Annotated in this window: 14 protein-coding genes; 11 read left to right on the forward strand and 3 right to left on the reverse strand. The window is 42.9% G+C overall.

Translation table 11 applies throughout. The features are described 5' to 3' along the window. Positions 1–58 precede the first annotated feature (58 nt). Entirely contained in the window at positions 59–769 is a 711-nt protein-coding gene (locus tag C7R56_RS01375; RefSeq protein ID WP_107994846.1) for a response regulator transcription factor, read from the forward strand. A gap of 2 nt (positions 770–771) precedes the next feature. Here the strand turns inward: C7R56_RS01375 and citG are convergent, their stop codons facing one another. The 3 genes from citG to C7R56_RS01390 form a co-directional block, all read right to left on the reverse strand. Beyond that, the gene (gene citG, locus C7R56_RS01380) at positions 772–1,644 is read right to left on the reverse strand and encodes a triphosphoribosyl-dephospho-CoA synthase CitG (RefSeq protein WP_327229066.1); all 873 of its coding nucleotides are present in this window, start codon (positions 1,642–1,644) and stop codon (positions 772–774) included. After that, positions 1,622–2,332: a GntR family transcriptional regulator gene (locus tag C7R56_RS01385; protein ID WP_107994847.1), complete on the reverse strand. Its 711-nt coding sequence runs from the start codon at positions 2,330–2,332 to the stop codon at positions 1,622–1,624. Before C7R56_RS01385 ends, citG begins: the two co-directional genes overlap by 23 nt. A gap of 129 nt (positions 2,333–2,461) precedes the next feature. Then, positions 2,462–3,805, reverse strand: a complete 1,344-nt coding sequence (locus tag C7R56_RS01390) for a CitMHS family transporter (RefSeq protein WP_086987245.1) — start codon at positions 3,803–3,805, stop codon at positions 2,462–2,464. 399 nt (positions 3,806–4,204) lie between these two features. Here C7R56_RS01390 and C7R56_RS01395 point away from each other — a divergent pair, with 399 nt between their 5' ends. From C7R56_RS01395 to C7R56_RS01435, 10 genes are read left to right on the forward strand one after another with little or no spacing between them, the layout of a single operon-like run. Beyond that, complete coding sequence (locus tag C7R56_RS01395; protein ID WP_107994848.1) at positions 4,205–4,531, forward strand: hypothetical protein; 327 nt, start codon at positions 4,205–4,207, stop codon at positions 4,529–4,531. Between the two features lie 16 nt (positions 4,532–4,547). Further along, positions 4,548–4,934, forward strand: coding sequence for an acetyl-CoA carboxylase biotin carboxyl carrier protein subunit (locus C7R56_RS01400; RefSeq protein ID WP_107994849.1), 387 nt, complete (start codon positions 4,548–4,550; stop codon positions 4,932–4,934). A gap of 26 nt (positions 4,935–4,960) precedes the next feature. Next, complete coding sequence (locus tag C7R56_RS01405; protein WP_106449006.1) at positions 4,961–6,082, forward strand: sodium ion-translocating decarboxylase subunit beta; 1,122 nt, start codon at positions 4,961–4,963, stop codon at positions 6,080–6,082. A gap of 26 nt (positions 6,083–6,108) precedes the next feature. Then, positions 6,109–6,237 carry an OadG-related small transporter subunit gene (locus C7R56_RS09105; RefSeq protein WP_086988847.1) on the forward strand — a complete coding sequence of 43 codons (129 nt, stop codon included), beginning with the start codon at positions 6,109–6,111 and terminating at the stop codon, positions 6,235–6,237. Between the two features lie 33 nt (positions 6,238–6,270). Beyond that, positions 6,271–7,290 (forward strand): [citrate (pro-3S)-lyase] ligase, encoded by a 1,020-nt coding sequence (citC, locus tag C7R56_RS01410; protein ID WP_199902968.1) that lies wholly within the window; start codon positions 6,271–6,273, stop codon positions 7,288–7,290. After that, positions 7,280–7,588: a citrate lyase acyl carrier protein gene (gene citD, locus C7R56_RS01415; RefSeq protein ID WP_086987251.1), complete on the forward strand. Its 309-nt coding sequence runs from the start codon at positions 7,280–7,282 to the stop codon at positions 7,586–7,588. The genes citC and citD overlap by 11 nt, the downstream gene beginning before the upstream one ends. After that, on the forward strand, positions 7,576–8,463 hold the full coding sequence (gene citE, locus C7R56_RS01420) for a citrate (pro-3S)-lyase subunit beta (protein ID WP_106449004.1): 888 nt from the start codon (positions 7,576–7,578) through the stop codon (positions 8,461–8,463). Before citD ends, citE begins: the two co-directional genes overlap by 13 nt. 2 nt (positions 8,464–8,465) lie before the next feature. Beyond that, positions 8,466–9,998, forward strand: coding sequence for a citrate lyase subunit alpha (gene citF / locus C7R56_RS01425; protein ID WP_106449003.1), 1,533 nt, complete (start codon positions 8,466–8,468; stop codon positions 9,996–9,998). Beyond that, a complete protein-coding gene (citX, locus tag C7R56_RS01430; RefSeq protein WP_107994851.1) occupies positions 9,991–10,548 on the forward strand; it encodes a citrate lyase holo-[acyl-carrier protein] synthase in 558 nt (185 codons plus the stop codon). Before citF ends, citX begins: the two co-directional genes overlap by 8 nt. After that, complete coding sequence (locus tag C7R56_RS01435) at positions 10,541–11,935, forward strand: oxaloacetate decarboxylase subunit alpha (protein ID WP_107994852.1); 1,395 nt, start codon at positions 10,541–10,543, stop codon at positions 11,933–11,935. Before citX ends, C7R56_RS01435 begins: the two co-directional genes overlap by 8 nt. Positions 11,936–12,030: the final 95 nt, after the last annotated feature.

A 12,030-nucleotide genomic window follows, 5' to 3' on the forward strand; every position in this document is an offset into this window, starting at 1 on the left:
ATCAGTTGACAAAACGATGTTCTGCTTGCGAAACTAGAGAACATTGAGGAGGAAAAATATGAATAATCAAAAAATACTCGTCGTTGATGACGATATCGCAATCCGGCGCCTTATTTGGAAGTCGCTGCAATCAACGGGTGTTCTTATTTACCAAAGTGATTCCATCGAAAAAACACTGGATATTATGACCCGTGTGACTTTTGATCTTTTTCTGTTGGATATCAGTCTGGAATATGAGAATGACGGCTATCATCTGGCGCAGCTGATCCGTGCTGACTACCCGTTAACCCCTATTATATTTATAAGCGGCAAAAAAAGCGAGACCGATATCATCAACGGTCTCGAAACAGGGGCGGATTATTATATTACAAAACCTTTTTCACCTAATCTTTTGCGTGCTCAAATTTTGAGCACGTTGCAAAGAATGAAGACCATTCAGTCACAAAAAACAAATCCGAACAGCCGTGTATTGAAAGTGGGCGATTTTACTTTCGATAAAAACCTGTATCAACTGCAGAAGCGGGGGCAGGATATCGCCCTATCATCCAAAGAAATCCAATTGATGCTGTTTTTCCTGGAAAATCCGAATCAAGTCTTTTCGAAGGAGCAGATCTATGCGAATGTATGGAATGATGGGGAAATGGACAATAATCTGATCATGGTTTACATCAGTTATCTGCGCAACAAGATTGAGGATGACTCGAAAAAGCCGCGTTATTTGAAGACTGTCTGGGGAATAGGCTATACGTTCAGCCCGGACGGCGAATAAGATCAGAGAAGATTTTCCAATTTTGCAAAAAAGATACCTAAGGATAAAAGATCGGCAGCTCCGCCTGGGCTCAAGTGTCTTTCTATCAAGATCAGGTCATAGCTGTACATCAACTCTTTCAGGTTTCCTTCATGTGAATCTTGCAGGAGTTGTTTTGCTTCCGTTTTGACTGTCTGCCAGGCGTCGATGCCTCCGCGGTGGATGATGTTGCCATCTTCAACTTGGCTCATCAACAGGAGCAGCGCCTTTAATAATAGCGTTTCAATGGGCTGGCTTTGATTTGCTCTTAAAAAGGGCAAAATCAGTTGGCTCAAGGCAGGGTAGCCGGCTTCGGCTTCACCGCGGATACCGGTGACGCCATAGCTGAGGTATAATTTTTCTCCATACGTCAAGGAGTCTTTGGCTGCGAGATCGGCAAAATCATCCGTCACCAATCCATGACTCATTTCTTGGGCATAGGAGAGTACTTCTTGTGTATCATTTTGTGTGAAAGGAGGCTGCAGACCCCGACCAATGCAAGCGCCAGTCGCCCCCAACAGTACCGCGAAAGAGAAGTTGGCCCCTTTATGGGTATTGATGTTTTTGGTGGCAGCCAACATCGCTTTTTCGGCATGGACGCCCATTGAGCGGACTTTGTGGAACAACTCTTTTGCGGTTCCTTCATGTTCCATTCCTAATTTTACATATTGGTACAGGTAAGGGCTTAGGCTGACGATGCTGTCCAAGAAAGTAAAGAAGTCCATGTCGGAGTGGGCACCGCTGTTGTTGCGGTCCACCAGACCAGGTTTTGGCGTCAATGCTACCTCATAAAGGAGAGCTTTCTCGGCTTGCCCGGCAATTTCGACAAGCAGCTCATTCATTGGTTTCAAAGTCAATTTTACGTTTCTCCATTTCTTTGACGATAAAATTCAGCGAGTGATCCAAATGTTCATGGGTGATGAGTTGGATCTGGAGCGCATCCTGTGTCTTCATCCCGCGGTAGATCAACCAGTGTTCCGCCAATGCAAAATCACGTCTTTCCTTCGAACTGATCGAGATGTCCCTGAAGTACATCAAGTATTCCGAAAGCTTCAAAACGATGGACTTCAAGCGTTGCATCTGGCTTTTTTCGTATATGAAATCGTTGAACTCAAAAAATTTTTGCTGTAATTCTTCAACTTTATCTTCCTGATTCAGCATTTCGCAATATTCCAAATGCAGGCGCATCACTTTGAAATCCTCGGCTGTCATCAGCTTCATGGCTGTTGTGGTAGCGAGGGTATCCAGCGCTTTGCGGATATCATAAATTTCGTACGCATCTTTGATGCTGATGCCTTTTACGACAACGCCGACTCCAGGGACGTGTTTCACTAAATCTTCTTCGGTCAACTTTTTCAGAGCGTAGCGGATGGGTGTGCGGCTGATGTTCATGTTTTCGGAGAACTCTTTTTCGTTGATGCGTTCTCCAGCTGGGATTTCGCCTAAAATGACGGTCTTGCGAAAAGCTTCGTAAATCAAGTCTTTGAGTGGCTTGTTTTGGCTAAGGTCTAAGTTTTTGCTGACTGCTTTGATTATAGTGCTCATCTTTTTCCCCTTCATCCTATTATTTTTTGGTTAATTGTTGGTTAGTTCTTTATGAGAGCGATTCCTTTATACTAAAAAGCCGAGCAGAGTCGCCCGGCTTTCCAGTCCTTATAAGGATTATACGTTTCTTTATTGTGGGATGTAAAGCGGCATTTGGCCGAACAATACGATTGTCACTAGGAAGATAACGAAAATTCCCAATGCATATTTCGCAGATTCTTTCTGCCAAGCGCCCATGTCCAATCCAGTCAAACGAAGCAACAGGTAGATGAATGCTACCAATGGGCTAAGTAAGTGGAACGCTTGACCCATCAGGGAAGCCAAAGCCATTTGCATGTTTGTGAATCCGTAAGAGCGACCAGCTTCAGCCAATACAGGCAATACACCGAAGTAGAAGCCATCATTGGAGATGAAGAAAGTACCTGGTGCAGAGATAAGGGCGATGATGATTCCCCAGAAACCTGCTAATTGTTTAGGAATGATTGTTGCGAAGCTTTCTGCCAAAGCAGTAGCCATTCCTGAACCTTGGAATAAGCCCATGAATACGCCAGCTGCGAATACTAAGATAACTACTTGAACAGCGTCGCCGCCGTTTGCGCCGATACGAGAAGATTGATCTTTAAGAGCAGGGTAGTTGACCATCAAAGCGATACACGTACCAACCAAGAACAACATCAAAGGTGGCATTGAGATAGCTTCGATAAATGATCCAGCAACCAACCAACCGATCAAGCCGATTGTAAGGATACCATTGAAAGCGAAGTTTTGTGGACGACGGATTTCTTGTGTTTCAGGATCAGTAACAGTAGTCATTTCATCGATTTCTTCATCAGTCAGGACTTTAACGCCTAGACGAGCGCGTTCTTTGCGGCCCATGTGTGGAGCAACCCAGAAAGTGACATAAAGTAAAGCCAATATCATACCAGGAGCAAGGTAAGAAAGGATGCTTGCATCAACTTCCAGAACAGCCATTGCACGAGCAGTAGGACCGCCCCATGGAAGCAAGTTCATGATTGTGTTTTGCAGGATAACCAAGACAGCAAGGTTCATCAAGTTCATGTTTAACTTCTTATAGATAGGAATAAAAGCTGAACAGCAGATCAAAGTTGTTGTAGTACCGTCACCATTCAAGGAAACAGTGGCAGCAACGACAGCAGTTGCCATCAATACTTTCATAGGATCGCCTTTAGCGAAGTGGATCATTTTTTTAGTGATAGGGTCGAATAGACCAGTATCCAACATGATAGAGAAGTAAAGAATAGCGAACAATAACATGATACCAGTTTTAGAAGTTGTGGTTACCCCTTCCAAAACAAATTCCCCGATGTTTCCAGAGGTAACACCCGTTGCCAAAGCGATAAGCGTAAAAACAAGTGGGATGATTACTAATGCGGTGAACGGTGATAATTTCTTTTTCATGATCACGTACATGAAGATCGCGATCATTCCATAAGACAATACTGTAAGTAACATTTTTTTTCTCCTTCCGACTATAAAAAAGTTTTTTGAGAGTGCCTGACCGCTTCTGTATTTAAATAAGTAAGTGAATCGATTCACATTTCTTCTAATTTAAAAAACCCGAAGTTGTTTGGGCTGTCTCTCTAAGAGCAATAATAGTTACTTTGCAAGTCAATTGAAAGCCGTTACTTTAAAAAAACACGAAAAACACACTCGAATTGAAACGCTTTCTTAAATGCGGCTTAACCAAATATTAAAAAAGTCTTAAATGCCTCCGAACGTTGATATGACAACGTTTTTAGTGTTTGGTCGTTTTTGAGAACATAAAAAAAACAATAAAACAGGCGTAATGACCTGTTTTTAATGAGAGAAATTTCTATAATGGGATTAAATCCATAGAAAGGACGTGAGAAAATGATTTTTTTCAAAGGTTTCTTTGGGAAAAAGGACACAATAGCGCCTAAGCAAGCACCGCCAGCAACTGTTTCAGCAAGTGCACCCGTGAGTGATCTGATTGAAATTCCAGCTTTTATACCCACTGATCCGAATGAATATGAATTAGTCAGTGTCATCGCGACAGCAATCGCTGCAGGAGATCATCCTAAATCGCAGTTTGTGGTAAAGAATATTATGAAGCGTAATCCCGAGGCTCATCTTGTTTCGCTGATTTCCGCAAGTATTGCGGCAGGCACCATGCCTGAAAGTAAATTTGTCGTAAAAAAAATAAGTCAGGTTAAATAATAAGGAGGAATTATAAATGTTAAGAAAATTTAAGATTGCAATCGATGGTAAGGAATACTTAGTGGAAATGGAAGAAATCGGCGGCGTGCAACAACCGGTTCAAGCACCAGTTGCAGCAGCACCGGCAGCTCCAGTAGCAGCACCAGCAGAACAAGCAGCACCAGCTGCAGTGCCAGTTTCAGCAGCTTCAGGAGACGCAATGACATCCCCAATGCCAGGAACTATCTTAAGAGTGTTAGTGAACATCGGCGATGAAGTTAAAGAAAACCAACCATTGATGATCCTTGAAGCAATGAAGATGGAAAATGAAGTTGTCGCAAACCATGCTGGTAAAGTAGCTGGAATCCATGTGAACCAAGGGCAAGTCGTAAATGCCGGCGATGCATTAATCACCATCGCATAATTATTTTATTAGGAGGAAGTGAATAAATGGAGACATTATTAGCAGGAATTACATCCATTACGATGGGCCAAATCGTGATGATGCTTATCGGAGCCACCCTGATTTATTTAGGAATAAAGAAAGAGTACGAACCTACATTATTGGTGCCTATGGGACTTGGTACCATCTTGGTCAACTTTCCAGGTACAGGCGTTCTGACTCAAATGGTCAACGGATCTGAATCAGAGGGCGTTTTGGATGTTCTCTTCGAAGCAGGTATCAGCACAGAGCTGTTCCCGTTACTGATTTTCATCGGTATCGGTGCCATGATCGATTTCGGTCCGCTATTGCAAAACCCGTTCATGTTATTATTCGGTGCTGCCGCTCAATTCGGTATCTTCTTTACAATCGTTGTCGCTATCTTCTTCGGATTTGATATCAGAGAAGCCGCTTCAATCGGTATCATCGGTGCTGCTGATGGCCCGACAGCCATCTTCGTATCCAACCAGTTGGCGCCTAATCTACTAGGACCGATCACTGTTGCTGCTTATTCCTACATGGCGCTTGTTCCGATCATCCAACCGATCGCGATCAAAGCTGTCACTACCAAAGCAGAACGTCGCATCCGCATGACTTATAAAGCGGAAGGCGTATCCAAATTGACAAAAATTCTTTTCCCGATCATCATTACGATCGTTGCCGGTTTTATCGCACCAATTTCCCTTCCGTTGGTAGGTTTCCTGATGTTCGGTAACTTGTTGCGCGAATGTGGCGTCTTGGACAGACTTTCATTGACTGCCCAAAACGAATTGGTAAACATCATCAGTATCCTGTTGGGTCTTACGATTTCCGTCAAAATGCAGGCTGAATTGTTCTTGAATTTCCAAACATTGATGATCATCGCTTTCGGTTTGGTTGCCTTCATCATGGATACAATCGGCGGCGTATTGTTCGCAAAACTGCTGAACTTGTTCAGAACTGAAAAAATTAACCCAATGATCGGTGGAGCCGGTATTTCCGCCTTCCCGATGTCAAGCCGTGTTATCCAAAAAATGGCTACGGATGAAGATCCTCAAAACTTTATTTTGATGTATGCGGTCGGTGCGAACGTATCCGGACAAATTGCATCGGTAATCGCTGGTGGTTTAGTACTTGCCTTCTTTAGTTAAGAAGGTTCATTGAAAGGAGAATTATTATGGTATATGATCCAGAAGCTTTAAAAATTGCATTTGAATTGATGATTTTCGGTATGGGCGGCATCTTCCTAGTCCTATTCCTCCTGTATGTTGTATCGATTGTACTGATCAAACGTTTTCCAGCCTAAAAATAAAACAAAGAAGGCTTACCTATGTATGAACTGAAAAGAATCTGGATAACGCGTGTTCCAGCAGACAAAAAAGCTTGGGAGGATTTATTGTTCTTAGGCGGACTTGTCCCGGACGAGCAAGTCGACTATACAGTAGGCCTTTACGACCGAAACAAATTAGTCGCTACCGGATCGACTTATCAAAACATCATCAAACTTGTCGCTGTCGATCCTGAATATCAAAGCGAAAATTTATTGACAAAAATCGTGATGGCTTTATCTTCCAAGCTTCATGATGAGGGCATTATCCACTTCTTTTTGTACACGAAGCCCTGTGTGGCGATTTCCTTTGCATCTCTGGGTTTTAAAGAGATCATCCGCACAAACACGATTCTCTTTATGGAACAAGGCTCACCCGATTTTTCGGACTACATGGCCTTGCTTGAAAGCCATAAGAGGGATGCCGATCATGCGGGAGCCATCGTAATGAATGCGAATCCGTTCACTAAAGGTCATTTGTACTTAGTTGAAACGGCTGCTGCACAAGTCGATATTCTCTATCTTTTTGTCCTGTCCGATGATCGCTCCGAATTTTCGACGGAAGAGCGATCAATGCTTGTCAAGGCGGGCACACAGCACCTTCCGAATGTGGTCATCCTCCCGACAAGGGATTACCAAGTGTCATCCGCTACTTTCCCATCCTACTTTCTGAAGGATCAGGCAGTAGAAAGCATAGCCCGCGTACAGGCAACGCTGGATGCAACCTTGTTCAAGGAGAGGATCGCGCCTGCTCTCCAGATCAAAACGCGCTTTGTAGGGGAAGAACCACTATCCCCCGTTACAGAGGTATATAACGAGAGTATGCGTGAGATTTTTTCTGATACGCTTGCCCTGACAGTCGTTCCCCGGATCGAACTGGATGGACAGGTCATCAGTGCTACACGTGTACGAAAAGCATTGAAAGAAGATGATTTTCAAACAATTAAAAAACTTGTACCACCAACAACTTATATTTATTTGGCAGAAAATTATGGAAAAGACAAATTTAGGGGTGAAAAAAGTGGAAATTAAAAAATATGCAGTAGCTGGAACGACTGAATCAAGTGACATCATGATTGTCGTTGAACCTAGTGATAACAATGAAGTTGCAGTGACACTGGATTCAAGCGTGGAAAAACAATATGGCGATCGTATCGAGGAAGTCATCATCGCAACACTTAAAAATCTGGGCATCACAAGCGCGAAAGTATCCGCTGTTGACAAAGGCGCATTGGATTGCACGATCGAAGCGCGCACAGTAACAGCCATTCATCGTGCTGCTGAAAACGACGACTACAACTGGAAGGAGATGGACACATGGAACGTTTAAGAAGAACGATGATGTTTGTCCCTGGCGCAAATGCTGCAATGCTTAGGGATGCACCCCTGTATGGTGCTGATTCAATCATGTTTGACTTGGAGGACGCTGTTTCTCTGAAAGAAAAAGATTCAGCCCGCACATTGGTGCATTTTGCATTGAAAACGTTTGATTACAGCAAATCAGAAACAGTTGTACGTATCAATAGTTTAGACACTGTTGGAAAACTAGACATTGAAGCTGTAGTTTTGGCTGGCGTAAATGTTATCAGACTCCCAAAAACAGAAACTGCTCAAGATATCATTGATGTAGATGAAGTAATCACTGAAGTCGAAACAAAATATGGTATCGAAATCGGAACAACTAAAATGATGGCAGCCATCGAATCTGCTGAAGGTACATTGAATGCTCGTGAAATCGCAAAAGCATCTACTCGTTTAATCGGGATTGCATTAGGCGCAGAAGACTACGTAACAAACATGAAAACAAAACGCTACCCTGACGGACAAGAATTGTTCTTCGCAAGAAGCTACATTCTTCATGCTGCTCGTGCAGCTGGAATTGCTGCTATTGATACAGTTTACTCTGACGTTGAAAATGTACAGGGCTTCTCCAGAGAAGTTGAACTTGTTAAACAACTTGGTTTTGATGGTAAATCTGTTATTAATCCTCGTCAAATCCCAATCGTGAACAAGATTTACGCACCAACAGAAAAAGAAATTCAAAATGCAAAAGAAGTTATCTGGGCAATCAGAGAAGCAGAAGAAAAAGGTTCAGGCGTTATCTCATTGAAGGGTAAGATGGTTGACAAACCAATTGTTGAACGTGCACAACGCGTTATTGCATTGGCCAAAGCGGCTAAACTGATTAACGAGGAGGAAATTTAATAATGGCCATCAATAAAGTTGGAAAAGACATTCCTGAAGTATTTGCTCAACAATACGGTGTTTATGACGGGGAATTAGCAAACATCGCTGATTACGAAGAGTCTACTCGTAAACTTCATCCTGTAAAGCCTAACGACAAAAAGATGTTAGGTAGCATTCGTGAAGCGATTGAAAAAACAGGACTTAAAGACGGCATGACAATTTCTTTTCACCATCATTTCCGCGAAGGCGACTTCGTAATGAACATGGTTATGGATCAAATTGCTAAAATGGGTTTCAAAAACATTTCTATCGCACCAAGCTCCATTGCAAATATTCATGAACCATTAATTGGACATATTAAATCAGGTGTTGTGACAAACATTACATCAAGCGGATTACGTGATAAAGTTGGGGCAGCTATTTCCCAAGGTATCATGGAAAACCCTGTTGTGATTCGCTCTCATGGTGGACGTGCCAGAGCAATCGTCCGTGGAGATATCCATATCGATGTTGCTTTCTTAGGCGCTCCAAGTTCTGATGAATATGGTAATGTGAATGGAACATCAGGAAAAACAACGTGCGGATCTTTAGGCTATGCTATGGTAGATGCAAAGTATGCTGATAAAGTTGTCGCTATTACTGACTCATTGATGCCTTATCCAAACACTCCAATCAGTATTCCTCAAACAGATGTTGATTATGTTGTTGTCGTTGATGCAATTGGCGATCCTGAAGGAATTGCTAAAGGGGCAACACGGTTCACTAAAAACCCTAAAGAACTATTGATTGCAGAATATGCTTCTAAAGTAATCATTAATTCTCCTTATTATAAACAAGGTTTCTCTTTCCAAACAGGTACCGGTGGAGCATCTCTTGCTGTAACGCGCTTCTTGAAAGATTCTATGATTGAAGATGGTATCAAAGCTAGCTTTGCTTTAGGTGGTATTACTAACGCAATGGTAGAATTGCTTGAAGAAGGACTTGTTGGAAAAATCATCGACGTGCAAGATTTTGACCATCCATCTGCTGTTTCTTTAGGAAATAATGTTAACCATTATGAAATTGATGCAAACATGTATGCTTCTCCATTAAGCAAAGGCGCTGTCATCAATCAATTGGATACAGCTATTTTATCTGCGCTAGAAATCGATACCGACTTTAACGTGAATGTTATAACAGGTTCTGATGGTGTTATTCGTGGCGCTTCAGGCGGACACTCAGATACAAGTGCAGCATGTAAAATGAGTTTGGTTATTTCACCACTTATTCGTGGACGTATCCCAACAATTGTTGATACAGTAAATACTGTCGTTACACCAGGTGCTAGTGTAGATGTAGTTGTTACCGAAGTTGGTATTGCTATCAATCCTGAACGTAAAGATTTAATTGAACACTTCAGTAATCTTGATGTTCCTCAATTTACAATTGAACAATTAAAAGACATTGCATATTCTGTAGTAGGAGCACCAGAACCTATTGAATACGGGAACAAAGTAGTTGCTTTAATCGAATACCGTGATGGCACGATAATCGATGTGGTAAAAAATGTCTAATTCAACCCTTTTTACTGAAGGAGAACGCGTCACTTTAGCAGAAATGTTGGCGGTGCGTGAAAAACGTGTCGCCATCCAACGGGAATTATTGAGCAGCCAGAAAGAGGACAGCCTCTTGATGGCACTCATGAATATCCCGGGTCCGATAAAAAATAATCAACAGTTGGAAGCTGTCTTTACTGAAGTTCTGGAACGCATAGAAGAAGTGGTGGGCAATGATCTGCCGCAAGCTTCCCTCTACCGGAACCTGAAGACAGGGGCGGAATATTATTTCCTTTCGCCATTGACGCCAGCACAACTGAAAGAAAAAATGGTGATGATCGAAGAAACGCATCCTTTCGGCCGATTGTTTGACTTGGATGTTCTTTGGATGGAAGGTAATGATCTGAAGAGCATCAGCCGGACCGAATTAGGCCTGAATACGAGACGTTGCTTCATCTGCAATCGTGATGCAAAAGATTGCGGCCGAAGCCGTCGCCACACCATAGAAGAAATGCAAGATGCCATTTCTAAAATAATACAAGAAGGAAGTGACCAATTACATGACTAAAGAAATCCGTTTTATGGAAACGGTCTTGCGTGATGGTCAACAAAGTTTGATTGCAACACGTATGCCACTTTCAGATATGTTGCCGATCATCAAAACCATGGATGAAGCCGGCTACCACTCCATCGAAATGTGGGGAGGCGCCACCTTTGATTCTTGTATCCGTTACTTGAACGAGGATCCTTGGGAACGTCTGCGCACGATCCGTAAAGAAGTCAAAAATGCAAAATTGCAGATGCTTTTACGTGGCCAGAACTTATTGGGATACAAACACTATTCCGATGATGTCGTCAGCGCATTTGTCGAAAAATCGATCGAAAACGGAATCGATGTTGTGCGTGTCTTCGATGCATTGAATGACTTGCGCAACCTGAAGACAGCCATCGATATCACCAAAAAAGCTGGCGGCCATTGCCAGACTGCCATCTCTTATACAACCAGCGAATTCCACACAGTCGACTATTTCGTCGGCTTGACGAAGGAAATGGCTAAAATGGGCGCAGATTCCATCTGCATCAAGGATATGGCAGGCGTTTTGACGCCAGCCGTCGCTTTTGAATTGGTAAGCAAAATCAAAGCTGCAGTTGATTTGCCATTGGAAGTCCACACACATGCGACAAGCGGCATTGCTGAAATGACGTACTTGAAAGCTGTTGAAGCAGGTGCTGACATCATCGATACAGCCATCTCTCCGTTTGCTGGCGGAACAAGCCAACCGGCTACGGAATCCGTCGCAATCGCGTTGGAAGGTCTGGGATATAACACGGGTCTTGATATGAACAAACTTGCAGAAATCGCGGATCACTTTGCACCGATCCGCGATCGTTTCCGCAACGATGGTATCCTGAACCCTAAAGTGAAGGACGTCGAGCCGAAAACATTGCTGTACCAAGTACCAGGCGGCATGCTTTCAAACTTGTTGAGCCAACTGACTGAACAAGGCCTGCAGGACAAATACGACGATGTATTGGCAGAAGTTCCGAAAGTGCGCGCGGACTTAGGCTATCCTCCATTGGTTACACCGTTATCGCAAATGGTCGGTACGCAAGCCTTGATGAACGTCATCTCAGGCGAGCGCTACAAACTTGTGCCTAACGAAATCAAAGAATATGTAAGAGGTCAATACGGCAAACCGCCAGTAGCGATTTCTGCAGAAATCACGAAAAAAATCATCGGCAACGAAGGCATCACAACTGTGAGACCTGCCGATCTGATCTTGCCGCAAATGCCTAAATTTGAAAAAGAGATCAGTCAATACGCTAAATCTACGGAAGACGTCTTGATGTACGCTTTGTTCCCGCAACAAGCAAAAGACTTCCTGGGACGCAGAGAAGACAGATTCTACGATGTTCCGTTACAAACAATCGATGTTTCCATCGACGTACAATAATTTTGTATCAAACCAAAAACTTCAAGCAAACCTTTAGTGGTTCGCTTGAAGTTTTTTTGAGTTTCGGATGTTAAAATAAATGTATACACAGTCGA

Source organism: Trichococcus paludicola, from assembly GCF_003052295.1.
GTDB classification, from domain to species: domain Bacteria; phylum Bacillota; class Bacilli; order Lactobacillales; family Aerococcaceae; genus Trichococcus; species Trichococcus paludicola.